The sequence below is a fragment of the Kocuria sp. NPDC057446 genome (assembly GCF_042802875.1).
Classification (GTDB): domain Bacteria; phylum Actinomycetota; class Actinomycetes; order Actinomycetales; family Micrococcaceae; genus Kocuria.
On record NZ_JBHVDI010000047.1, the window covers coordinates 1 to 22,441 of the forward strand.

Below are 22,441 nucleotides of genomic sequence, written 5' to 3' on the forward strand. Positions count from 1 at the left end.
TGGCCCGGGGGGGGGGGGCCGTCGGGCCGCCGCCCCGGTCGTCGAGCCCGGATCCGGTTCGACAGGTGCTGCTGTGGCGGGCTGCTCCTGCACGGCCCGCCCTACGGTGGCTACAGTCTAGTGCGCGAGCGCCTCCTCGGCGGCACGCTCCGCGCGGGCCGTCGCCCGGGCCTCCTGCTCCCGGACGGCGGGCTCCCCGCGGCGCAGCAGCGCGTAGAGGGGCGCGGCCACGAACAGGGTGGCCGCGGTGCCCACGATGATCCCGACGAACAGGGACAGGGACAGGTCCTTGAGGGTGCCCGCGCCGAGGACCAGCCAGCCGATGAACAGGATCGAGCCCACCGGGAGGATGCCGACCACGGAGGTGTTGATCGAGCGCACGAGGGTCTGGTTCACGGCGAGGTTCACCTGGTCGGAGAACGTCCGCCCGGCCCGCTCCGGCGGGGCCGTGCCGTCGAGCAGTCCCTCGGTGTTCTCGCGGACCTTGTCGAAGACCACCACGGAGTCGTAGAGCGAGTAGCTGAGCACCGTGAGGAAGCCGATCACCGCGGACGGGGTGACCTCGAAGCCCACGAGTGAGTAGATCCCCGCGGTGATCGCCACCGAGGCGAGCATGCCCGCGACCGCCGAGACCGACATCTTCCAGGTGCGGAAGTACAGGGCCATGAGGGCGGTGGCCAGCACCACGAAGAGCACGAGCCCCCGCAGGGCCTGGCTGGTGACCCCGGCCCCCCAGGTGGGTCCCACGAAGTTGGAGGTGACCTCCTCCTCGCTCACTCCGTAGGCCTCGACCAGGGCGTCCTTGACGGCGAGCGTCTGGTCGTCGTCGAGCTGCTCGGTGCGCACCCGGACGGTCTCCGGGGCGATGTTGGTGACCTCGACCTCCGCGGCGTCCGAGGACCCGGCGACGGCGTCCCGGCCGGTGTCGATGTCCGGGTCGGCCACCGAGGACACCGTGAACTCGGACCCGCCGGTGAAGTCGATGCCCAGGTTGAAGCCGCCCTTGACCACGGGCACGAGCAGCGAGAGCAGCACGAGGACGCCCACGATCGCGAGCCACCGCCTGGCCTTGGCCACGAAGGGGTAGGAGGTCCGCCCGCTGTGCAGGGCGTTGCCGAAATCTGCGAACCGGGACATCAGGCGTTCTCCTCGGGGGTGCGGGCGGCGGACGACGACGCACCGACCGGCGCGCCGTCCGGGGCCGCCGCGGACGGGGGGTCCTGCGGCGCGGTCCGCGCCGCTCGGCGGCGCCGCTCGGCGATGGTCAGGCCGTCGTGCTCGGTCCGGGGCTCGCGCAGCCGTCCGGCGCCGCGGTACAGCGGCACGGCGTCCAGGGCCTCGGGGCTGAGCCCCGAGTGCTTCCCGCCGCCGCCGAAGTAGCGGGTGCGGGCGAGCATGACCATCACCGGGTGCGTGAAGAGGAACACGACGAGGAGATCGGCGATGGCGGTCAGGCCGAGGGTGAAGGCGAAGCCGCGCACGTTGCCCACGGCCACGAAGTACAGCACCCCGGCGGCCAGCAGGTTCACGGCCTTGGACGCGAGCACGGTCTGGCGGGCGCGCTGCCAGCCGTGGTCGACCGCCGCGGGGATGGAGCGGCCGCTGCGGATCTCGTCGCGGATGCGCTCGAAGTAGACGATGAACGAGTCGGCGGTCTGGCCGATCGCCACGATCAGGCCCGCCACGCCGGCCAGGGACAGCCGGTAGTTCGCGGACCAGCCCAGCAGGGTGATGGCCAGCCAGGTGAGCACGCCCGCGACCACGAGCGAGCTGATGGTCACCAGCCCCAGCAGCCGGTACTGGAAGAGGGAGTAGACGCACACGAGCACCAGGCCGATGATCCCGGCGATGATGCCCATCCGCAGCTGGTCCGCGCCGAGGGTCGCGGAGATCTGCTGCTCGGACTGGATGTCGAAGCTCATGGGCAGGGCCCCGTACTTGAGCTGCTCGGCCAGGAACTGCGCCTGCTCCTCGGTGAACTGCCCCGTGATCTGGGCCTGACCGTCGGTGATCACGGCGTTCATCGAGGGCGCGGAGACCACCTGGCCGTCGAGCAGGATCGCGAACTGGCTGCGGGGGTCGCCCGGCGTGGCGTTGCCGATGCCGTAGAGCCGCTCGGAGAGCTGCCGGAAGGTGTCCGTGGCCTCGGGGCCGAACTGCAGGTTGACGGCGAACTGGTTCAGGGACACGCCCTGGGAGTTCTGGGCCGTGCCGTAGGAGGCGTCGTCGATCCCGGTGCCCTGGATCTCGACCGGTCCCAGGAGGTACTTGGTGGCGGTCTCGGGCTCGCAGGCGACGATCGGCGCGTCGGGGTCCTGGGCCTCCCGCTCCTCCGGGGACTGCGGCGCGGTGCAGTCGGTCTCCTCGAACTGCCGGAACAGCTCGGGGGTGATCCAGTTCGGGTCGGAGGCGTCGGCGGGCTCGGCGGTGGGCTCGGGCACCTCGTCCTCGGCCACGCGCTGGTCCTCGGGCACCGGCTCCGCCGCGGCGGTGGTGAGCACGGGCCGGAAGTTCATCTGCGCGGAGGTCTGGATGAGCTCGCGGGTCTGGGCGGAGGGCACACCGGGCATGGAGACCACGATGTTGCTGCCGGACTGGGTGGCGATCTCCGCCTCCGCCACGCCGGAGCCGTCCACGCGCTGGCGGATGATCTCCACGGCCTGGTCCAGCTGCTCGGCGGTGACCTCCTGGCCGGCGTCCTCCCCCTGCAGGGTCGGGGCGAGGATCATCTGGGTCCCGCCCTCGAGGTCCAGGGCCAGCTTGGGTCCCCAGCCGGTGCGGTCGGTGCCCGTGCCCCAGGCCAGCAGCCCGGCCAGCAGGGCCAGCAGCACGATCAGCCCGACGAGGGACCGCCGGGCGGTGGAGAGGGCGGCCCGCACCCCCGAGCGCGCCGGCGCGGTCGAGCCGCTCCTCCCGTCCGGTGCCGCGGGGGCCGGGTCACCGGAGGTCTTGCGTGTGGTCAGTGCCATGGTCTTCCTTCGGAACGACGGCCCGGTGGGGCCGGGCCTGTGCATGGGAACGGGCCGACCATCGGTCGGCCCGTCGTCCCGCGTGGGGGGTCAGTCGTTGCGCTGCCCGGGCTCGCGCCGGGCGTCGTCGTCCAGGGGGTCGGCCGGGGCCGACCCGGTGCCGGGGGTGTCGGGCTCGATCACGGACGCCTCGGCCGGGGTCTCGGCGGCGGGGGCCGCCTCGTCCTCGACGACCGTGGTGACGGTCTGCAGGTGCACGGTCACGGCGGTGCCGGGAGCGATCTCGAGGACGACCTTGTTGGTGTCCCGGTCGATCGAGCGGACCGTGCCGTAGAGGCCGTAGTTCGTCATGACCTCGGTGCCGGGGCCCATGGCCGCCTGCTTCTCCTTGACCTGGGCCATGGCCTTCTTCTGCCGGCGCATGGGCAGCCAGAGCAGGAGCACCATGGCCACGAGCATCAGGGGCAGCAGCCAGGCGGTGCCGCCTCCCGTGGGCTGGGCGGCCTGGGCGGGGAGGGACTGGACGAGGAGGAGCGCGCTCACGGACTTCCGTTCGATCGGTGGTGGGTGTCCTCACCATGGTAGGGGATCGAACCCGTCAGCGTCCTGGACGGCACCCGGGGATCCTGGTCCGTCCCGCCGGCCGGCGCCCGTCCTCAGTCCTCGAACAGCGGTGGGACGTCCTCGGCGGGGACCGCGGCCCCGGCCGTGCCGCCGAAGGCGGCCCGCAGCCCGGGGTCCTTGAACGCGGCGTGCTCGGGCGGGCGCAGACCCAGGTGGTCCCAGGCCGCGGCCATGGCGATCCGGCCCCGGGGCGTCCGGCCGAGCAGGCCCTCGCGGACCAGGTAGGGCTCGGCCACGGTCTCGACCGTCTCGGTCTCCTCCCCCACCGCGATCGCGAGGGTGGACAGGCCCACGGGCCCGCCGCCGAACTTCGTCACGAGCGCCTCCAGCACCGAGCGGTCCAGCCGGTCGAGGCCGCGCGCGTCCACCTCGTACATGTCGAGGGCCGCGGAGGAGGTGCGGGCGTCGATCCGGTCGACGCCGTGCACGAGCGCCCAGTCCCGCACCCGGCGCAGCAGCCGGTTGGCGATGCGCGGGGTGCCCCGGGAGCGGGAGGCGACCTCGGCGAAGCCCTCGGCGGTCATCGCGAGGTCCATGAGCCCGGCGGAGCGGCGCAGCACGAGCTCGAGCTCCGCCACGGAGTAGAACTCGAGGTGGCCGGTGAAGCCGAAGCGGTCGCGCAGCGGGCCGGGCAGCAGACCCGCCCGCGTGGTGGCGCCCACGAGGGTGAACGGCGGCAGGTCCAGCGGGATGGACGTGGCGCCGGCACCCTTGCCGACGATGATGTCCACCCGGAAGTCCTCCATCGCCATGTAGAGCATCTCCTCGGCGGGCCGGGACATGCGGTGGATCTCGTCGAGGAACAGCACCTCCCCCTCCGTCAGGGAGGACAGGATCGCGGCGAGGTCGCCGGCGTGCTGGATGGCCGGGCCGGAGGAGATGCGCAGGGGCGCGCCCATCTCCTCGGCGATGATCATGGCCAGGGTCGTCTTGCCCAGGCCGGGAGGCCCCGAGAGCAGGACGTGGTCGGCGGAGCGGCCCCGCAGCCGCGAGGCCTCGAGCACCAGGGACAGCTGCTGGCGCACCCGCTTCTGCCCCACGAACTCGTCGAGGTTCGCGGGCCGCAGCGCCGACTCGAGCTGCTTCTCGTCGGGCTCGTCCTCCGCCGAGACCAGCCGGTCCCGGGAGTTCACGGCGGCGCCGTCCTCGCGGGCCATGCTCAGGCCCTCCGCTCCGCGCCGACCCGGGGACCGGCCTTGGCCGCGCCGAGCCACCCGAGCACCGCGCGCAGGATCGCGGGGACGTCGCCGGAGGCGGCGAGCTCCTCGCGGTCGGCCAGGGCGTCGGCGATGCCCCGGGCGGCGTCCTTCTCGTTCCAGCCCAGGCCCACGAGGGCCTCGAGGACCTGCGCCCGCCACGGCTCCATGGGGGCGGCGGCGGGCTGGGCGGGACGGTCCGGGACGATGAGCTTGTCGGCCAGCTCCAGCACGATCCGGCGGGCGCCCTTGGGCCCGATGCCGGGAACGGTGGTGAACGCCTTGGCGTCCCCCTGCGCGATGGCGCGGTGCACGTCGTCGGGGCCGAGCACGGAGAGCACCGCCAGCGCGGTGCGCGGGCCCACCCCGCTGACGCCCAGCATGATCTCGAAGACCTCGCGCTCGGCGGGGCTGCGGAAGCCGAAGAGCAGCGGGGACTCGTCCTTGCGCGCCACGTACGCCGTGTCGAGCCGGACCTCTCCCCCGACCCGCAGGCCGGACAGGGTCTCCGGCGTCGCCTGGACCTGGACGCCGAAGCCGCCCACGGCCACGACGGCGGTGCTGAGGCCGACGTGCTCGACCTGTCCCGTGATGGACGCGATCACCGCGCGACTCCTTCCCGTGCCCCGGCGGGGGCCGAGCACGGTTGCTCGAACAGATCTACGAATGAGGGCTCGCGGGCTACTCTAGCAGTGGGCACCGACTCACCGGCGCCCGCCCCGGCGGGCACGGTGCTCCGCCTCGGCCCAGGCCCGCTGGGCGGGGGTCATGCCGGAGCGGGCCGCGGCCAGGGGCCGGGCGCCCTGGTGCGTCTCCGTCCGGGCCGTCGCGTCCACGCCCGTGCCGCCGCCGCGCCAGCCGTGGCAGATGGCGATGGCCAGGGCGTCGGCGGCGTCGGCCGGCCGGGGCGCCTCCTCGAGCCGGAGGATGCGCACGACCATGCGCGCCACGGACGCCTTGTCGGCCCGCCCCTCCCCCGTCACCGCGGCCTTGACCTCGGAGGGGGTGTGCCAGGCCACCGGCACGCCGTGGCGGGCCGCGGAGGCGATCACCGCGCCGGAGGCGTGGGCGGTGCCGATCACCGTGTTCACGCTGGTCTGGGCGAACACGCGCTCGAGGGCGAGGACGTCGGGACGGTACTGCTCGATCCACCGCTCGGCGGCCTCCCAGATCCGCAGCACGCGCACGTCGAGCGGGTCGGCGGCGTCCGTGCCGGCCACCCCGACGTCCACGAAGGACGCGGTGCGGTTGCCGGCCATGTCGACCAGGCCGAACCCGCACCGCGTCAGTCCGGGGTCCACCCCGAGGATCCGCTGCGTGGCCGTGGTCAGTCCTCGGAGTCGAGCTGGGCCAGGACCTCCGCGGGGATGTCCGCGTTGGCGTAGACGTTCTGCACGTCGTCGAGCTCCTCGACGGCGTCCACCAGGCGCAGGAACTTCCGGGCGCCCTCGGCGTCGAGCTCCACGAGCATGCTCGGGCGGAACTGCGGGTCGTCGTTGTTGTACTCGAGCCCGGCCTCGTCGAGGGCTGCGCGGATCGCGGGCAGGTCGGTGGCCTCCGAGACCACCTCGAAGACGTCCTCCTGCTCCACGACCTCGTCGGCGCCCGCGTCCAGGACCGCCATGAGGACGTCGTCCTCGGAGAGCCCGTCGGTGCGGGTGACCTCCACGACGCCCTTGCGCTCGAAGAGGAACGCCACGGAGCCGGAGTCGGCCATGGTGCCGCCGTTGCGGGTCACGGCCACGCGCACCTCGGAGGCGGCGCGGTTCTTGTTGTCGGTGAGGCACTCGATGTAGAGCGCGGTGCCCTGGGGACCGCGGGCCTCGTAGAGGATCTCGGTGTAGTCGACGACCTCACCGGTCAGGCCCGCGCCGCGCTTGATCGCGCGGTCGATGTTCGCGACCGGCACCGAGTTCTTCTTGGCCTTGGACACGGCCAGGTCCAGCGCCGGGTTGCCGGCGGTGTCGGGACCGCCCATCCGCGCGGCCACCTCGATGCCCTTGATGTACTTGGCGAAGGCCTTCGCGCGCTTGGCGTCGATCGCGGCCTTCTTGTGCTTGGTCGTGGCCCACTTGGAGTGTCCTGACATGCGTCCCTCCTCGGGAAGTCGTTGACGGTCGGCCGGGACACGTCGTCCCGGCACGGCCCGCCCCGGCGGTGGCCGGGACGGGCCGGAGAAGTCCTGGCCCATTCTACCGGGTGCGTCCGCGCCCGGCCGGGGGTCTAGCGGGGCCGGGCCTGCGCGACCTCCCGGGCCCGCTCGGCCAGGGTGTCGTCCAGCGGCGCGGCGTCGAAGGCCCCGAGCCGCCGCTCCACGGCCGCGCGGATGAGGTGGTCCGCCACGGCGGGGTTCTTGGGCAGCATCGACCCGTGCAGGTACGAGCCCACCACGTGGTGCACGCGCGCGCCCTCGGTGCCGTCCTCCCCGTTGTTGCCCGCGCCCTTGACCACCGTGCCGAGCGGCGTCTGGTCCGGTCCGAGGCGCGTGACCCCGGAGTGGTTCTCGTAGCCGACGACCGTGCCGAACTCCGGGGACTCCAGCACGATGTTGCCGATCAGGCGCGTCGGCCCGCCCACCGTGGTGAGGTCGAGGATGCCGATGCCGGGCAGGGTCTCGCCGGCGCCCGTGCGGAACTCGTGGCCGAAGAGCTGGTAGAGACCGCAGATCGCGAGCATCGGCACGCCGTCGGCGGCCATGGCCCGCAGCTCCGGGGCGATCCGCTGCAGGTCCTCCTGGACCCGGAACTGCCCCGAGTCCTGGCCGCCGCCGCCCACCAGCAGGTCGGCGTCCGCCGGGAACGGGTCACCGGGGTTGTGATCGCTCAGCCGCACGGCGTAGCCGTACTTCTCCAGCCGGCGCTTGAGCGTGAGCGTGTTGCCCCAGTCCCCGTAGATGTTCATGTCCCGGGGGTAGAGCTGGACGAGGTGGACGGTGCGGTCGGTCATGGGGGGCTCCGCTCAGATCTCGGCGACCTCGGCCACGCGGGACAGCTCCCGGCGCAGCTCGAGCATGGACGTGTAGGTGCAGAAGACGCGCATGGGCCGGTCCCCGGCCCCGGCCACGAAGCGGCGCAGGGCCTCTCCCAGGGCGGGGACCACCTCGCGCACGGCCACCTCGTCGTAGTCCAGGCGCAGGGCCATGTCCCACGCCCGGGTGCCGGCCACCACGTCCACGCCGCCCGGGCGCAGGGAGTGGAAGTCCACGTCCCACAGCCAGGAGACGTCGCGGCCGTCGGCGTACTCGTCGTTGATGGCGACCATCGTGGCGTAGTCGCCCGGCCGGGCCGAGGCCAGCGAGAGCCGGAAGCCGGCGGGGTTCTTCACGAGCAGCAGCTGCAGCGGCCGGCCGTCCACGGTGATGGTCTCCCCGCGGCCGAAGGCCGGGGTCACCCGGGAGAGCTCGTCCACCAGTGCGGCGCGGTCCGCGTCGGGGCCGGCCACCGCGAGCGCCAGGGCGAGGGCTGCCGCGGCGTTGTACATGTTGTAGACGCCGTAGAGCTCCACGGTGGTCTCGACGGGCTCCCCGCCCACGGTGAGCCGGACCCGGTTCGCCTCGAAGGAGGTGAGCTCCACGTCGGCGGCCGGGCGGGGCGCCAGCTCCGCCTCGTGGTCGGCGTCGGCGTCGGGGCCGCCGGCCGAGCGCATGTCGTCGTCGGAGGGGAACATGGGCCGCAGCGGCGCGGAGAGCCCGAACCAGCGGGTCTGCGTGCCCTCGGGGACGTGCTCCGCCAGCGACACGATCCGGGGGTCCTCCCTGTTGAGGACCACGGTGCCGGTGGTGGCCGCGGCGATCTGGGCGAGCATCCGCCGGGTGGTGTCGATCTCGCCGAAGCGGTCCAGCTGGTCCCGCATGACGTTGAGCAGCAGCGCGTGGCGGGGCTTGACCTGCTTGACGAAGTGCACGGCGTGCGCCTCGTCGAGCTCGAGCACGGCGACGTCCGCGTCGAGCCGGCCGGTGAGGCTCATCTCCCCGAGCAGGGCGGCGGCCACGCCGCGCACGAAGTTGGAGCCCGTGCGGTTGGTGAAGACCTTGTACCCCTGCGAGCGCAGCAGCTGGACGGCCATCTTGGTGGTGGTGGTCTTGCCGTTGGTGCCGCTGATGAGCACCACTCCGTGCGGCAGCTTCGCGAGCTCCTCGGCCACGAACCCGGGGTGCAGCCGCTCCATGACGAGGCCGGGGAAGGCGGAGCCTCCGCCGCGCAGGGTGGTCAGGTACCGGATGCCTTGGCCGAGCAGGCGCACGTGGGGTCTGGACATGCGCTCCATCCTATGGTCTGCGCCCCGGGGCGGCCGGGCCCTCCGGACGGGCCCCCGGTGGTCTCGCGTCCCGGAGCCCTGGAACGGACGACGACGGGGAGCGCTCCGGCGGGTGCGCCGGAGGGACGCTGAGGAACGCTCCCTCGTCGTCGGCCCGGTCAGCACGGTGCTCGAGCCGGGCCCGGGGGCTCAGCTCAGACCCAGCCCTCCGTCGGTGGTGAGCACCTGGCCGGCGACCCACACGCCCTGGTCGGTGGCCAGCCAGCCGATCAGCCGCGCCGGATCCGCGGGGCGCCCCCACCGGCCGAACGGGGTGGCCTGCCGCCACGCCTCGAGCTCCGCCAGGGAGCGGTCGGTGGTGCCGGGGTCGAGGTAGCCGGTGTTGACGGGCCCGGGGTTGACCGTGTTCAGGACGATGCCGAGCTCGAGCAGCTCCGCGGCCACGGTGGGCGTCACCCCGGCCAGGGCGGCCTTGCTGGTGGCGTAGGCGACCTCGCCGCGCATCGGCCCCTCCGCCTGCCCCGAGGTCATCCAGATCACCCGGCCCGCCGTCCGCTCGTCCACCGGTCCGGACCGGCCGATCCGGTCACCGGGCCGGGCCGGCACGCTCCGCCCCGTCGTCGCGGCGTGCCGGTGGGCGAAGTGCCGGGTGAGCAGCAGGGTGGAGCGGGTGTTGGTGTCCCAGAACGCGTCCAGCATCCCGGCGGTCAGGTCCAGGACGGATCCGTCCCCGCCGCTGCGGGCGTGGTTGCAGACCAGGATGTCCAGCCGCCCGGTCATGGCCCAGGCCCGGTCCACGAGGTCCTCGACGGCGTCCGCGTCCCGCAGGTCCGCGGAGGCGTCGCCGGTGACCGCCCCGTCCTGCAGCGCGTCCCGGACCCCGGCGCGCACCGCGTCCAGGTCGTCGCCGCCCCAGGGCTGGTCCGCGTCGTGGGGGCCGTAGTGGTGGAGGAACACGCTCGCGCCCAGGACTGCGAGTTCGACGGCCACCGCGTAGCCGATGCCGCGGCGGCGGGAGACCCCGGTGACGAGGGCGGTCCGGCCCCGCAGGGGGTGTTCGGAGGGGGACATGGTGCTGCTCCTGACGTGCTCGGTCGGCGGGCGAGCGCCGGTCCGGTGGTCGTGGGTCGTCACAGGGACGGATCGAGGGGTGGGCCGGTGAGCGGGCCGAGCGGTGGGTCCAGGGGCTCGTCGACGGCGAGGATCTCGTTGCTGAGACCGCTCCCGCCGGTGCCGTCCAGCGGGGTGATGTCCACGACGATGCCCGGCCGCACGTCCAGGTGCACGGAGTGCACCGTGGGGAGGCTGCCGTCGGTGAGCGTCGGGCCCTCGGGGCCGTGGTCGTCGTACCAGTCCTCCGGGCGGTGGACGACCAGACCGTCCGGGCGCAGCACCACCTCCGGCGCCGGCGAGGACGGCGGCCGGCCGGCGCGCGCGGCGTCGTCGTCGTGGGGCACCGGATCCACGGCCTCGCCGTACGGAGGTCCTCCGGCGACCTCGACTCCCCCGGCCGAGCGGAGCACGAGACGGCCCCGGCGCCGGTCGAGCCAGGCCTCGACCGGCGCACCGCTCGCGGTGCTCCCGCCGTCCCGCTGCCGCCGGTGCGTGAAGTGCACGGTGCTGAACCGCCAGGGCGAGCTGCGCGCGAGCGCGCGGAGGTCCTCGGCCGTGGGGGTCTCGGGCAGGGCGTCACCGGTCATGCGACCGAGTAGAGCACATCCGGGGCTGGGCCCCGCACAGCGTGGTGCGCCCGGGTGCGGTCCGTCGGTACTGTCGGACCATGTCCGGGCACGAGCTGTTCCCCATCGTCGACCGTACGGATCCGCAGGGCGCCCTCGCCCGGGCCGCTGATCCGGCCGGGCCGGGTCCCGCGGACCGGGCCGACGTGCAGCGGCAGGAGGTCCGGGCCGCCCTGGCCCGGCGGACCGCTCCGCTGTGGCCGGCCCATGCGCCGGTGCGGCCGCCGGCGGTGGGAGCGACCCGCCGGGACCGGCAGCACGTCCGTCGCGGGGCCGGGCTGGAGCTCCAGCACCACGCACTGGTGCTGCGCCGGATCACCACCGCCTACGTGGTGGACGTGGCCGGGCCCTGCTTCGAGGCCGGGTGGAGCATCGCCGACGTCCTGCACGCCCTGGACTGGACCCCGCAGGGGGTGCGCTACAGCCACGACTCGGTGACCGGGATCGAGAACCCCGGAGCCTGGTTCGCCGCCCGCCTGCGCACGTGGACCCACCAGGACGGCACCCCGATGCCCTCGGTCGGCCAGCGTGCCGCCGTGGAGGCCGAGCGGCGGCGGGCCGAGGCCCTCGCCGCGGCCGAGCAGCACGCCGTCCGCCGGCAGCGCGCCGGGACCGGGACCGGTGCGGCGGCCGTGACGTCGTCGGAGCCGGCCGACCGGGACCGGCGGCCGTTCCGGGAGCGCTGGGCGGCCCAGATCGCCGCCGGCCGCGCGGAGGCGAGCCGGCAGGCCCGCGAACGGTGACCCGCGGACGGTGCCTCGTGGCGCGGGCCGGAACCTGACCTGGACGGTGGTGCTCGCCCATGACGAGGAGCCGGACCACGAGGCCCGGCGTTCACCGCTGACGCTGGTGCCGTACCTGCTGGGCCAGGCGGGCCGAGCGCGGGGCGGTGTCACGGCCCCGGCCGGCAACCACGTCGTTCTCGCGGTGAGCCCGGTGGGCCCGTTCGTCGTGCTGGCCCATCTGCAGCACCCGCCGGCGCCCTCGGCGCACCGGGCGGCCGCAGGGTGCTCGTGCCGTCACGGTGCCGGCCCGGGTGGGTGCGGCCCAGCGGTCACCGCCGCGGCTCGTAGCGCATCGCCACGGCTCCCGAGCCCAGCTCCAGCCGGCCCACGAGCGTCAGGTCGACGTGCCGCGACAGTCCCGCGAACGAGGTCGGCCCGTGCACCGCCGGCCGGGAGTGCACCACGACCTCGTACTCGTCGATCAGGCCGAGGAGGAGGGCGTCCGCCCGGCCGAGGGTCTCGGCCGCGTGACGGTGCAACTCCTCGTCCGCGGGGATGGCCCGGTGCTCGCAGCACCCGTCCAGGGTGACGTTGAGGGAGTACCGCAGGGCTCCCCTGCCGCCAGGATCCTGCCGAGGGGCCGCGCCGGCACCGCGTGGAGCCTCTCGTCAGGTCCGCCTGCTGTGCTGTAGCCGGGACCACCACGTCAGGACAGAGGAGGGCGCACCATCGGACGCCAGATCGCCGTGACCGGCCCCGGATGCGGCGGATCCGGACGGATCCGCGAGCCGGCCGGCGCCGGCACCCACGGGCCGCCCGCGCTCGACACACCCCGGCACCCGTGATGACCGTCGAGAACACGCACGGGGGCCGGCGCCGCCGCGCGCGGCCGCTCCTGGCCCTGCTGCTGCTCGCGATGCTCACCGGAGGACTGGTGCTCCTCGGACCGGCCGTGCTCGACGGACTGCGTTCCGGGGTCGACTGGCCGCGCTGGGGCTCGGAGTGCACGGTCCGGACCGCGGAGGGCGAGGTCGGACTCGACCGGGAGCAGGCCCAGCTGGCCACCACGGCGGTGGCGCTCGCGGCCCGCGGGGCGGAGACCCCGGACACCTCGGGCATCGACGAGTCGGTGCTGCGGCGCCTGGCCGACGGGCCGCCCGAGGACGCCGGTGCGAGCCTCGCCTGCCGGGGCTCAGCGGCCGCCGACCTGCCGGAGCAGGAGCTGACCCAGACCGGTCTCACCCCGCGCGCCGAGCGGCTCCGGCAGGCGATGGCCGAGGTGTTCGGCGAGCAGAGCCTGGGCGGGTTCGCCCCGGGGGGCGTCGGCCACGGCCACGGCGAGGAGTCCACGCACTACGACGGCCGCGCCGTCGACGTCTTCTTCCGCCCGGTGACCGAGGAGAACCGGCGGGAGGGCTGGCTGCTGGCCCACTGGCTGGTCGCCCACGCCGATGACCTGGACGTCCAGTACGTCATCTTCGACGACCGGTTCTGGAGCGCCCACAGTCCGCAGGCGCAGTGGCGGGACTACGACGCCCCCGATCCCGGCAACGAGATCCTGCGCCACCTCGACCACGTGCACGTGGACGTGCTGCGCGGATCCCCGGACCGTGGAGGCTCCGGCTGAGCGGCGGCCGGGCATAGGCTGGCGTGACCATGTCGATCACCGTTGCCCGCAGCAGGAGACCACCGGCAGGGCCGCGGGGCCGGAGGGCCCGGACGGCCGCCGACGACGCGTCCCCCCGGGGGACGGTCGTGGTCGCAGGACGAGGCCGGTGGTGAGCAGCACGGTGTGGCGGGCACCGGGGATGCCGCTGCTGCTGACGATGACCGCGCTGGGCTTCTCGGGATATGCCGCGCTGCTGGCGGTCGCGCCCCTCTGGGCGGTGCGCGGCGGCGCCGACGCCGTCGGTGCGGGGCTGGTCAACGGCGTGCTCATGCTCTTCACCGTGCTCACGCAGCTGGTCGTGCCCGGCGCGCTGCGCCGCTTCGGCTGGGCCCCGGTCCTCGTCACGGGCATGCTCCTGCTGGGTCTGCCCGCACTGGCGCACGGCGCCAGTGCGGCTCTCGGCCCCACCCTGGCGCTGTCCGCGGTGCGCGGGCTCGGCTTCGGCGTCCTGACCGTGACCGGCAGCGCCCTGGTGGCCGAGCTGGTGGAGCCACGGCGTCGCGGGCAGGCGATCGGCGCCTACGGCCTGGCGATCGCGGGGCCGCAGGTCCTGTTCCTGTCGGCGGGACCGTTGGTCGCCGAACGGCTCGGGTTCTGGGTCGTGTTCGCCGTGGCCGCCCTGCCGGCCGTGGCCGCCGTGCCCGCCGTCCGTCTGGCGCGCATGCTGGACCGCGTCCCGCCGGCGGGCAACGAGCGGGTGCCCTATGCGAGCCTCTTCCCGCCGATGGTGCTGCTGGTCGGCGTCACCCTGGCCGGTGGTGCGCTCATCACCTTCATGGCCCAGATGAGCAGCAGCGCCGTGCTGACCGCCCTGGCGCTGCTGCTGCTGAGCGTCGTCGCCGCGCTCGCGCGCTGGCGGGTCGGCTCCCTGTCGGACCGGCACGGACCGCGCCGGTACATCGCGCCGCTGGTGCTGCTGACCACGGCGGGCATGTCCGTCATCGCGTGGGCGGTCCGGGATCCGCAGTCGACGGTGGCCCCGGCGCTGCTGGCCGGAGCGGCCGTGGTGGGCATCAGCTACGGCGGACTGCAGAACCTCACCCTGGTCGTGACCTTCCAGGCCGTCAGCCGGCGGCACTACGGCCCTGCGAGCGCGGTGTGGAACATCGGCTTCGACGCCGGGACCGGCATCGGTGCGGTCGTGGTGGGGATGGTCGCCGCGGGGACGTCGTTCAGCACCGCGCTGCTGGTGGCGGGGGCGATCTCACTGCTGACCCTGCCGCTCGCACTGGCGCGGGCCGGGCGACCCGCTCGTGCCGGCAGACCACCGGGGGACGCACCGTGACGGTCTTCCCGGCGGGCAGGACGACGACGGACCACCCGCCGGGGCTGTCGCGCACGCGGACCCGGTCCGGTCGGTGACCGCACGGTCACGGACCCGGTCCGGGCGCCTCCCGCCCGGAGGTGCGGAGCGCCGGATGCGCTGGTAAGGGCACGCACGGCGTGAGGGCGGATACTGGTGCCGGGCAGCGGGCCGGCGGTCGGCCGCCCGGACGCCGTGGACCCGGGAAGGAGACGCATCGTGGACGGGACGAGGGTTCAGCAGGTCGCCATGCGGGTCGCCGCCGGGCTGCCGGCCGTGACGCACACCTTTCCCTTCGGCCCTGAGCACGACGTGTTCAAGGTCGTGGACAAGATCTTCCTGATGACCACGGAAGCACCCGGCGTGCCGGCCGTGACGCTCAAGTGCGAACCCCCGCACGCGGCGGGACTGCGCCAGGAGTTCCCCACCATCACGCCCGGCTACCACATGAACAAGCAGCACTGGATCTCTCTCGCCGCCGGCCCCGGGATCACCCCGGAGCTCGTCGAGGAGCTGGTGCTGAACGCCTACGAGCTCGTCGTCGAAGGACTCCCCCGGCGCAAGCGCCCGCTGCTGCGCCACACCCGCGCCTGACCGCTCCTCCTGTCGGATCGCCGCAGCGCCCGCCCACGGTGCCGTGTCGTGGCGCTACGGGGACGCAGTGGGCCACGGGCCGGAGTCGTCCACGCTCACCCCAGCACTGGACAGCCAGGTGGTGAGCACCTGGCAGGCGAGCTCGAGGTTGCCCATCTGGCAGTGCTGATCGGCCTGCTCCGCCCGGGTGAACATCCGCGTCGTGACACTGCGGGCGCCCGTGAGGGCCCGGGCCTGGGCCCGGGCCAGTGCCGGCGGCTGGAAGGCGTCGTGCTCCCCGCACATCAGCAGGACGTCCTGGCGCACCCGCCCGCTGTCCAGGTGTCCGGCGTTCATGCCGAGGAACCACTCGGGGACATCGGCCGGGTCGTCGCTGTCGAGGATGTACAGGACCTGCTCGACCACGGCACGCAGGGTCGGCGACACCCGGGCCCGGGTGCGCACGCTCCGGCTCATGAAGCCCCGGTGCCGCGCCATCGTGCGGACCGGGGCCCGCAGCACCGGCGGCACCCGGTGCAGCCAGTCGTAGACCGGCGGCCAGGCCACCACACGGTGGAGGCGGGGCTCGCGGCCCGCCGCCCGCAGCGCCCAGTACCCGCCCATCGAGATGCCGACCAGGGCGGCCCGGTCGAGCTCGAAGTGGTCCAGCACCGCGGCGACCGGCTTCTCCCAGTCGTGGTCGGAGGTGAGCCCGTGCAGCGTCCGCGCGCCGCCCTGGCCCGGGCCCTCGAAGGCGACCACGTCGAAGCCGGCGGCCGCGACCCGCTGACAGACGGGGAAGAACTCCTCGATCACGGAGTCGAAGCCGCCGTGCAGCAGCACCGTGCCGCCCGGCGGCGAGCCCGCCGCGGGAAGCGCGTAGGCCGGCAGCGCCGCGCCGGCGTAGGGCACCTCGTGGCGGACGATGCCGGCACCGGCGAACGCGGTGTCGAAGAGCTGGAGATACCGGCGGTAGCGGTCGGTCTTCTGCTCCGACCGTGGCGGCGTGAAGAACTCCGCGATCCGCGCGTGGCCCGTCGCCTGCCGGAACCGGCCCTCGGCGGCCGCCCGGCTCGACCAGGTCTTGAACACGGGGACGCAGTCCTCCATCGCCCGGACCTGCGCCGCGGCGTCGAACAGCTCCCGGCGATCGGCGAAGCCCAGGGCGTGGGCACGGTTCAGCTGGTAGTTGATGAAGTCCCGCCGGTGGAACCGCTCGAATCCCACCGGCAGGGCCACGAGCCCGGGATCGCCCATGCCACCAGCGTACGCCTGGCGCGGCAGGTGCCCCAGACCCGCTGCGCACCGGTGTCCCGCAGGACTCCGCGGAGCGGCGGCCTCCGCGGGGTCCATGAGCTCCGCGATCCGCTCGGCGACGCTCCGGGCCGATCGGCTACCTTGGTCGCTGTCCCACTCAATGGTCTTCATCACCGTCTGGAAGGACAGCATCATGGCTGTTGTCGTCACCGCTGTTTTCGTCCCCGCCGCCGGCTCCCGGGACCGGCTCGTCGAGGCGTTGCAGGAAGCCATTCCTGCTGTGCACGAGGAACCAGGATGCCTGCTCTACGCCATCCACGACGCCGAGGACGGGTCGATCGTGATGATCGAGAAATGGTCCTCTGCCGGGGATCTCGCAGCGCACGCCGAAGGATCAGCGGTCGCACGCCTGAACACCCTCGTCGACGGGCTGATCGCGGAACCCGTCCTCGTCACCACCATGGCACCGCTGCCCGCCGGCACCGCCGATCAGGGCGTGCTCTGACTCTCGCCGCCCTGCAGCCCCGCGCGGCCGGGGCCTGACGGGCTTGCGCCCGTGGCATCCGTGACGGTGTCACGGCCCGTGCAGCAGCACGACCACGGGGATCGCGACAGGAACGGCGAGCAGGCCGAATGCCGCCGCTGCGACCCCCAGGAACTCCTCCTGCGCGCGGAAGCCGGCGACGGAACCCGCGATGCCGCTGAGCGCCGGCAGCGTGACCGTCCACAGCGGCCAGGCCACCCCGGAGTCCTGCCCGTCGATCGGCAGCGGCGTCAGCACCGTGGAGACGGGCAAGGACGACCACGCGATCGACGCCATGAGGCGCTGCCGCGCGGTGCGGGCCCTGTCCTCCGTCATGATCTGTGCCGCCTCTCCGCCACCGCGTGCGGGGTATCGGGTCCGTGGTGCAGGCGCAGAGCTGGTTCCACGGGGTGCGGCCTTCCGCCGGAGACTCCCACCGTAGGCGACGTACCCGGGCAGGCGCGGCAGGACCTCGCCGGATCGGTCGCCGCGGACGGCCGGCGCGCACCGGGCGGCTAGTCTTGGTCGCACCCGTCCGCCCACCACGACAGAAGCCGGCCCTTGGACAATCCACTCCTGCGCCCCAGCGAGCTCCCCTACGAGCTGCCCGACTTCGGCCGGATCAAGGAGGAGCACTTCCTGCCGGCCTTCGAGGCGGCGATGGCCCAGGACCTCGAGTGCGTGCGGGCGGTCCTGGCCGACCCGGACCCGCCCACCTTCGCCAACACCGTCGAGGCCCTCGAGCGCGGAGGCCTGGCCCTGGACCGGGTCGAGTCCGTCTTCTTCACCCTCACCGCCGCCCACAACACCGAGGGCATCCAGCGGATCTACCAGGAGCTCGCCCCGCGGCTGTCGGAGCACAAGGCGGACTTCACGCTCGACAAGGACCTGTACGCCCGGGTCCGGCGGGTCGACCGCACCGACCTGGAGCCGTGGCAGCTGCGGGCGCTGGACGAGTACGTCTCCTGGTTCGCGAACTCGGGCGCGGAGCTCGGCCTGGACGACCAGCAGCGGCTCCGGGCGATCAACGACGAGCTCTCGGAGCTGAGCATCCGCTACGGCAACGACCTGATCCGGGAGGTCAACGCGTCCGCCGTGGTCGTCGACGACCCCGCGGAGCTGGACGGGCTGTCCCCCGCGGACGTCGAGGCCGCCGCCTCCGCGGCCGCCGAGAACGGTCAGCGGGGCCGGTACCTCCTCACCCCCTCGCTGTTCACGGTCCAGCCGGCGCTGTCGGAGCTCACGGACCGCGCGCTGCGCCGGCGGATCCACCTGGCCGCGGTCAACCGCGGCACCGGTGAGCACGGCGGCGAGGGGTCGCAGAGCCGCACCGACCTGCTGCCCGTGGCCGCCCGGATCGCCCGCCTGCGCGCGGAGCAGGCCGGGCTGCTGGGCTACCGCAGCCACAGCGACCACGTGCTGGCCGGGGCCACGGCGCCGTCCCGGGAGGCGGTGCTCGAGATGCTGGAGCGGATCACCGGTCCCGCCGTGCGCAACGCCCTCGAGGAGCGGGCCGAGCTCGAGGAGCTGGCCGGCCACCCGATCGAGGCCTGGGACTGGCCGTTCTGGGCCGAGCGGCTGCGCCGGGAGCGCTACGCGGTGGACGCCTCCGCGCTGCGGGAGTACTTCGAGCTGGAGTCCGTGCTGGAGCACGGGATCTTCCGCACCGCCCGGGAGCTCTACGGGCTCGTCTTCACCGAGCGCCCAGACCTGCACGGCTACCTGCCGCAGGTGCGGGTGTGGGAGGTCACCGACGAGCAGGGCCGCGGCGTGGGCCTGTTCCTGGGCGACTGGTTCACGCGGCCCACCAAGCAGGGCGGCGCCTGGATGGGCTCACTGGTCCACCAGAACCGGCTGACCGGGCAGCGCCCCGTCGTCGTGAACAACGCGAACCTCACCCGGCCGCCCGCGGGCAGGCCCAAGCTGCTGACCCTGGACGAGGTGGTGACGGTCTTCCACGAGTTCGGCCACGCCCTGCACGGGCTGCTCTCCGACGTGCACCTTCCCTCGTTCTCGGGGACGAAGGTGCCGCGGGACTTCGTGGAGTACCCCTCCCAGGTGCACGAGATGTGGGTGCTGCACCCGGAGCTGCTCCGCCACTACGCGCGCCACCACCGCACGGGTGAGCCGATCCCGGAGGCGACCGTGGCCGGTCTGCGGGAGGCCTCCGCGCACGGGCAGGGCTTCCGGACCGTGGAGTACCTCGCCTCGACCTGTCTGGATCTCGCGTGGCACGGGATCGAGCACCCGGCCGAGCTCCCGGACCCGCGGACCGTGGAGCGGGAGGCCCTCGCCCGCGCCGGGGTGGACGTGGACGGCATCGCCCCGCGCTACCGGTCGGGCTACTTCAAGCACATCTTCGCCGGCGGCTACTCCGCGGGCTACTACTCCTACATCTGGTCCGAGATCCTCGACGCCGACACCGCGCAGTGGTTCACCTCCCGCGGCGGGCCGACCCGGGAGAACGGGCGGCGCTTCGCCGAGGAGGTGCTCTCGCGGGGCAACGAGACCGCCCCGATGGAGGCCTTCGAGGCCCTGCTGGGCCGTCGCCCGCGCCTCGGCGCGCTGCTGGAGCGGCGCGGGCTCCGGCCGCGGGAGGAGTTCGTCCACCAGCAGCGCGGGGCGCCCGCCCCGGACGTCCGGGGCTGAGCGCCGGAGCCCCCCGGCCCGGACGACCCGGGGGGGCGACGACGACGCGGATCAGGCCGCGGGCCAGGCGTCGGCGATGTCCTGCCGGGTGTCCCCGAGGGTCTGCATGATCGCCTTGGTCCCGGCGAGGACCGGCATGAAGTTGGCGTCCCCGTTCCAGCGCGGCACCACGTGCTGGTGCAGGTGCCCCGAGAGGGAACCGCCGGCCGCGGCGCCGAGGTTGATGCCCACGTTGAAGGCGTGCGGGGACGCCACGCCGCGGATCGTGGCCACCGCCGTGCGGGTCAGGTCCGTCAGCTCCCGCAGCTCGGCCTCTTCGAGCTCCGTCAGATCGGCGACGTGCCGGTACGGGCAGACCATGAGGTGGCCGGGGTTGTACGGGAAGAGGTTGAGGATCACGAAGCAGTGCTCGCCGCGGTGGACGATCAGCGACTCCTCGTCCGCGCGCTCCGGGCCGTTGCAGAACGGGCACCCCGGGTCCTCCCGCACGGACGGGTCCTCCCCGCGCACGTAGGCCAGGCGGTGCGGGGTCCACAGCCTCTGGAAGCTGTCGGGCACCCCGGGGATCTCGAACTCGTCCTGGCGGATCCAGTGGTGCGGCGGCCCGGCGTCGGGCGCCGTCCCGGTCACTGCCCCACCCCTGCCGTCTCCGCGGCGGCGCGGGGGTCCACGGGCAGCGCGGCCGTCGGCTCCTCGTTGACCCGGCGCTGGACGTGCGCCACGATCCGCTCGACGGCCTCGCCGACCGGGACGCCGTTGTCCTGCGAGCCGTCGCGGAAGCGGAAGGACACGGCGCCGGCCTCGGCGTCCTCCCCGCCCGCGATGAGCACGAACGGGACCTTCTCCTTAGAGGCGGTGCGGATCTTCTTGGGGAACCGGTCCGAGCCGGCGTCCAGCTCCACGCGCACGCCGCGGGCCCGCAGCGTGTCCACCACGCCCTGCAGGTAGTCGTTGAACGCCTCGGCCACCGGGATCGCCACGACCTGGACGGGGGCCAGCCACGCCGGGAACGCCCCGGCGTAGTGCTCCACGAGCACGCCCATGAACCGCTCCACGGAGCCGAACAGGGCGCGGTGGATCATCACGGGCCGCTGCCGGGTGCCGTCGGCGGCCTGGTACTCGAGGTCGAAGCGCTCCGGCAGGTTGAAGTCGAGCTGGATGGTGGACATCTGCCAGGTCCGCCCGATCGCGTCCTTGGCCTGCACCGAGATCTTCGGACCGTAGAACGCGGCGCCGCCGACGTCCGGGACCAGGTCCAGCCCGGACTCAGCCGCGACCTCGGCCAGGGTGTTCGTGGCCTCCTCCCAGAGCTCGTCCGAGCCCACGAACTTCTCCGGGTCCTTGGTGGAGAGCTCGAGGTAGAAGTCGTCCAGCCCGTAGTCCTTGAGCAGGTCCAGCACGAAGGTGAGCGTGGTGGTCAGCTCCGCCTTCATCTGGTCCCGGGTGCAGTAGATGTGGGCGTCGTCCTGAGTCATGCCCCGCACCCGGGTCAGGCCGTGGACCACGCCGGACTTCTCGTACCGGTAGACCTGGCCGAACTCGAACAGGCGCAGCGGCAGCTCGCGGTAGGAGCGGCCCCGGGAACGGAAGATCAGGTTGTGCATCGGGCAGTTCATGGGCTTCAGGTAGTAGTCCTGGCCCTGCTTGGTCAGCTCCCCGGTCTGCGGGTCCCGCTCCTCGTCCACGTGCATCGCGGGGAACATGCCCTCGCGGTACCAGTCGAGGTGCCCGGAGACCTCGTAGAGGTGGCCCTTGGTGATGTGCGGGGTGTAGACGAACTCGTAGCCGGCCTCCGTGTGCCGCTCCCGGGAGTAGTCCTCCATGGTCTTGCGGATGATCCCGCCCCGGGGGTGGAACACCGGCAGCCCGGAGCCGAGCTCGTCGGGGAAGGAGAACAGGTCCATCTCCGAGCCGAGCCGGCGGTGGTCCCGCCGCTCCGCCTCGGCCAGGCGGTTCTTGTACGCGGTGAGGTCCTCCTTGGACGGCCACGCCGTGCCGTAGATGCGCTGCAGCTGCTTGTTCTTCTCGGAGCCGCGCCAGTAGGCGGCGGCCGAGCGCATGAGGGCGTAGCCGTTGCCGATCAGCTTGGTGTCCGGCAGGTGCGGGCCGCGGCACAGGTCCTTCCAGACGGTCTCCCCGGTCTTGCGGTCCACGTTGTCGTAGATCGTCAGCTCACCGGCGGCGACCTCGACGGAGGCGCCCTCCGCGGCGGCGTCCACGTCCGCCCCGGACCCCGGGCCCTGGGACAGGCCGATGAGCTCGAGCTTGTAGGGCTCGTCCGCCATCTCGGCCCGGGCCTCTTCCTCGCTCACCGCACGGCGGCGGAAGGACTGGGTGGAGTTCACGATCCGCTGCATCCGCTTCTCGATGGCCTTGAGGTCCTCGGGCGTGAACGCCTGCTCGACGTCGAAGTCGAAGTAGAAGCCGTCGGTGATGTACGGGCCGATGCCGAGCTTGGCGTCCTCGTGCAGCTGCTGCACGGCCTGGGCCATGACGTGGGCGGCGGAGTGGCGCAGCACCTCGAGGCCCTCCGGCTCGGAGATCAGCACCCGCTCCACGGCGTCCCCGTCGGCCAGCTCGGTGGCGAGGTCCCTGAGCACGCCGTTGACCCGGGCCACCACCACGGAGCGGTCCTCGCGGTACAGGTCCGCGGCGGACGTCCCGGTCCCCACCGTGCGCTGCTCGCCGTCGACGGTGATCGTGAGGGGGGCGGACTCGGGCTGGTGCTCGGGCACGGTGGTCATGGGGAAGGTGCTCCTCGGGTCGGGAATCGGCACGCACCGGTACGGGGGGCGCGTGGCAGCGGCACCGGCAGGCGGCGCGCACTGCATCGATGGTACCTGTCGGCCGGCGCGGGCCGCGGCGGTGGGACGACGGCCTGCGGAGGCGGGGCCACCGGCCGAGCCGGCACCGTGACCGGCACGACGACGGGCCCCCGTCACCGGAACGGTGACGGG

Annotated in this window: 22 protein-coding genes; 6 read left to right on the forward strand and 16 right to left on the reverse strand. The window is 73.7% G+C overall.

From position 1 onward, the window contains the following. Positions 1–117 precede the first annotated feature (117 nt). From secF to ACFU0Y_RS07945, 11 genes are all read right to left on the reverse strand, one after another. Positions 118–1,137 (reverse strand): protein translocase subunit SecF, encoded by a 1,020-nt coding sequence (gene secF / locus ACFU0Y_RS07895; protein WP_380213918.1) that lies wholly within the window; start codon positions 1,135–1,137, stop codon positions 118–120. Then, a complete protein-coding gene (gene secD / locus ACFU0Y_RS07900) occupies positions 1,137–2,969 on the reverse strand; it encodes a protein translocase subunit SecD (protein WP_380213920.1) in 1,833 nt (610 codons plus the stop codon). The genes secF and secD overlap by 1 nt, the downstream gene beginning before the upstream one ends. A gap of 90 nt (positions 2,970–3,059) precedes the next feature. Beyond that, positions 3,060–3,512 carry a preprotein translocase subunit YajC gene (gene yajC, locus ACFU0Y_RS07905; protein WP_380213921.1) on the reverse strand — a complete coding sequence of 151 codons (453 nt, stop codon included), beginning with the start codon at positions 3,510–3,512 and terminating at the stop codon, positions 3,060–3,062. A 113-nt stretch (positions 3,513–3,625) separates the two neighbouring features. Next, a complete protein-coding gene (gene ruvB / locus ACFU0Y_RS07910; RefSeq protein WP_380213922.1) occupies positions 3,626–4,750 on the reverse strand; it encodes a Holliday junction branch migration DNA helicase RuvB in 1,125 nt (374 codons plus the stop codon). A 2-nt stretch (positions 4,751–4,752) separates the two neighbouring features. Then, positions 4,753–5,394, reverse strand: a complete 642-nt coding sequence (gene ruvA, locus ACFU0Y_RS07915; protein WP_380213923.1) for a Holliday junction branch migration protein RuvA — start codon at positions 5,392–5,394, stop codon at positions 4,753–4,755. Between the two features lie 99 nt (positions 5,395–5,493). Further along, positions 5,494–6,090: a crossover junction endodeoxyribonuclease RuvC gene (gene ruvC / locus ACFU0Y_RS07920; RefSeq protein ID WP_380213924.1), complete on the reverse strand. Its 597-nt coding sequence runs from the start codon at positions 6,088–6,090 to the stop codon at positions 5,494–5,496. 26 nt (positions 6,091–6,116) lie between these two features. After that, complete coding sequence (locus ACFU0Y_RS07925) at positions 6,117–6,878, reverse strand: YebC/PmpR family DNA-binding transcriptional regulator (RefSeq protein ID WP_380213925.1); 762 nt, start codon at positions 6,876–6,878, stop codon at positions 6,117–6,119. A gap of 134 nt (positions 6,879–7,012) precedes the next feature. Next, complete coding sequence (locus ACFU0Y_RS07930) at positions 7,013–7,735, reverse strand: type 1 glutamine amidotransferase (protein WP_380213927.1); 723 nt, start codon at positions 7,733–7,735, stop codon at positions 7,013–7,015. Positions 7,736–7,747: 12 nt separating this feature from the next. Continuing rightward, positions 7,748–9,055 carry a MurT ligase domain-containing protein gene (locus ACFU0Y_RS07935; RefSeq protein ID WP_380213928.1) on the reverse strand — a complete coding sequence of 436 codons (1,308 nt, stop codon included), beginning with the start codon at positions 9,053–9,055 and terminating at the stop codon, positions 7,748–7,750. Between the two features lie 180 nt (positions 9,056–9,235). Beyond that, on the reverse strand, positions 9,236–10,117 hold the full coding sequence (locus ACFU0Y_RS07940; protein WP_380213929.1) for an SDR family oxidoreductase: 882 nt from the start codon (positions 10,115–10,117) through the stop codon (positions 9,236–9,238). 59 nt (positions 10,118–10,176) lie between these two features. Next, positions 10,177–10,746: a hypothetical protein gene (locus ACFU0Y_RS07945; RefSeq protein WP_380213930.1), complete on the reverse strand. Its 570-nt coding sequence runs from the start codon at positions 10,744–10,746 to the stop codon at positions 10,177–10,179. Between the two features lie 80 nt (positions 10,747–10,826). On the opposite strand from ACFU0Y_RS07945, the gene ACFU0Y_RS07950 reads away from it, so the two are divergent. Continuing rightward, positions 10,827–11,528, forward strand: coding sequence for a hypothetical protein (locus tag ACFU0Y_RS07950; RefSeq protein ID WP_380213931.1), 702 nt, complete (start codon positions 10,827–10,829; stop codon positions 11,526–11,528). Positions 11,529–11,839: 311 nt separating this feature from the next. Here ACFU0Y_RS07950 and ACFU0Y_RS07955 read toward each other — a convergent pair whose 3' ends face one another. Continuing rightward, positions 11,840–12,049 (reverse strand): hypothetical protein, encoded by a 210-nt coding sequence (locus ACFU0Y_RS07955; protein WP_380213933.1) that lies wholly within the window; start codon positions 12,047–12,049, stop codon positions 11,840–11,842. Positions 12,050–12,354: 305 nt separating this feature from the next. Here ACFU0Y_RS07955 and ACFU0Y_RS07960 point away from each other — a divergent pair, with 305 nt between their 5' ends. From ACFU0Y_RS07960 to ACFU0Y_RS07970, 3 genes are all read left to right on the forward strand, one after another. Continuing rightward, positions 12,355–13,137, forward strand: coding sequence for a hypothetical protein (locus ACFU0Y_RS07960; RefSeq protein ID WP_380213943.1), 783 nt, complete (start codon positions 12,355–12,357; stop codon positions 13,135–13,137). Positions 13,138–13,288: 151 nt separating this feature from the next. Continuing rightward, positions 13,289–14,464 carry an MFS transporter gene (locus tag ACFU0Y_RS07965; protein WP_380213935.1) on the forward strand — a complete coding sequence of 392 codons (1,176 nt, stop codon included), beginning with the start codon at positions 13,289–13,291 and terminating at the stop codon, positions 14,462–14,464. 237 nt (positions 14,465–14,701) lie between these two features. Next, on the forward strand, positions 14,702–15,076 hold the full coding sequence (locus ACFU0Y_RS07970) for an MmcQ/YjbR family DNA-binding protein (protein ID WP_380213936.1): 375 nt from the start codon (positions 14,702–14,704) through the stop codon (positions 15,074–15,076). A gap of 54 nt (positions 15,077–15,130) precedes the next feature. Here the strand turns inward: ACFU0Y_RS07970 and ACFU0Y_RS07975 are convergent, their stop codons facing one another. Further along, on the reverse strand, positions 15,131–16,312 hold the full coding sequence (locus ACFU0Y_RS07975; protein WP_380213937.1) for an alpha/beta hydrolase family protein: 1,182 nt from the start codon (positions 16,310–16,312) through the stop codon (positions 15,131–15,133). Positions 16,313–16,505: 193 nt separating this feature from the next. Here ACFU0Y_RS07975 and ACFU0Y_RS07980 point away from each other — a divergent pair, with 193 nt between their 5' ends. Continuing rightward, positions 16,506–16,817 (forward strand): putative quinol monooxygenase, encoded by a 312-nt coding sequence (locus tag ACFU0Y_RS07980; protein ID WP_380213938.1) that lies wholly within the window; start codon positions 16,506–16,508, stop codon positions 16,815–16,817. Between the two features lie 69 nt (positions 16,818–16,886). Here ACFU0Y_RS07980 and ACFU0Y_RS07985 read toward each other — a convergent pair whose 3' ends face one another. Continuing rightward, complete coding sequence (locus tag ACFU0Y_RS07985) at positions 16,887–17,171, reverse strand: hypothetical protein (protein WP_380213939.1); 285 nt, start codon at positions 17,169–17,171, stop codon at positions 16,887–16,889. Between the two features lie 225 nt (positions 17,172–17,396). On the opposite strand from ACFU0Y_RS07985, the gene ACFU0Y_RS07990 reads away from it, so the two are divergent. Then, on the forward strand, positions 17,397–19,484 hold the full coding sequence (locus tag ACFU0Y_RS07990; protein ID WP_380213940.1) for a M3 family metallopeptidase: 2,088 nt from the start codon (positions 17,397–17,399) through the stop codon (positions 19,482–19,484). Between the two features lie 51 nt (positions 19,485–19,535). On the opposite strand, the gene ACFU0Y_RS07995 is transcribed toward ACFU0Y_RS07990, so the two are convergent. After that, positions 19,536–20,114 (reverse strand): HIT family protein, encoded by a 579-nt coding sequence (locus ACFU0Y_RS07995; protein WP_380213941.1) that lies wholly within the window; start codon positions 20,112–20,114, stop codon positions 19,536–19,538. After that, complete coding sequence (gene thrS / locus ACFU0Y_RS08000; protein WP_380213942.1) at positions 20,111–22,228, reverse strand: threonine--tRNA ligase; 2,118 nt, start codon at positions 22,226–22,228, stop codon at positions 20,111–20,113. The genes ACFU0Y_RS07995 and thrS overlap by 4 nt, the downstream gene beginning before the upstream one ends. Between the last annotated feature and the right edge of the window lie 213 nt (positions 22,229–22,441).

What these genes read in the sequence shown, in the direction of transcription:
- secF (WP_380213918.1), bottom strand. Translation starts at nt 1,137, where the DNA reads ATGTCCCGGTTCGCAGATTTCGGCAACGCCCTGCACAGCGGGCGGACC.
- secD (WP_380213920.1), bottom strand. Translation starts at nt 2,969, where the DNA reads ATGGCACTGACCACACGCAAGACCTCCGGTGACCCGGCCCCCGCGGCA.
- ruvB (WP_380213922.1), bottom strand. Translation starts at nt 4,750, where the DNA reads ATGGCCCGCGAGGACGGCGCCGCCGTGAACTCCCGGGACCGGCTGGTC.
- ACFU0Y_RS07925 (WP_380213925.1), bottom strand. Translation starts at nt 6,878, where the DNA reads ATGTCAGGACACTCCAAGTGGGCCACGACCAAGCACAAGAAGGCCGCG.
- ACFU0Y_RS07930 (WP_380213927.1), bottom strand. Translation starts at nt 7,735, where the DNA reads ATGACCGACCGCACCGTCCACCTCGTCCAGCTCTACCCCCGGGACATG.
- ACFU0Y_RS07935 (WP_380213928.1), bottom strand. Translation starts at nt 9,055, where the DNA reads ATGGAGCGCATGTCCAGACCCCACGTGCGCCTGCTCGGCCAAGGCATC.
- ACFU0Y_RS07940 (WP_380213929.1), bottom strand. Translation starts at nt 10,117, where the DNA reads ATGTCCCCCTCCGAACACCCCCTGCGGGGCCGGACCGCCCTCGTCACC.
- ACFU0Y_RS07945 (WP_380213930.1), bottom strand. Translation starts at nt 10,746, where the DNA reads ATGACCGGTGACGCCCTGCCCGAGACCCCCACGGCCGAGGACCTCCGC.
- ACFU0Y_RS07950 (WP_380213931.1), top strand. Translation starts at nt 10,827, where the DNA reads ATGTCCGGGCACGAGCTGTTCCCCATCGTCGACCGTACGGATCCGCAG.
- ACFU0Y_RS07960 (WP_380213943.1), top strand. Translation starts at nt 12,355, where the DNA reads ATGACCGTCGAGAACACGCACGGGGGCCGGCGCCGCCGCGCGCGGCCG.
- ACFU0Y_RS07975 (WP_380213937.1), bottom strand. Translation starts at nt 16,312, where the DNA reads ATGGGCGATCCCGGGCTCGTGGCCCTGCCGGTGGGATTCGAGCGGTTC.
- ACFU0Y_RS07980 (WP_380213938.1), top strand. Translation starts at nt 16,506, where the DNA reads ATGGCTGTTGTCGTCACCGCTGTTTTCGTCCCCGCCGCCGGCTCCCGG.
- ACFU0Y_RS07985 (WP_380213939.1), bottom strand. Translation starts at nt 17,171, where the DNA reads ATGACGGAGGACAGGGCCCGCACCGCGCGGCAGCGCCTCATGGCGTCG.
- thrS (WP_380213942.1), bottom strand. Translation starts at nt 22,228, where the DNA reads ATGACCACCGTGCCCGAGCACCAGCCCGAGTCCGCCCCCCTCACGATC.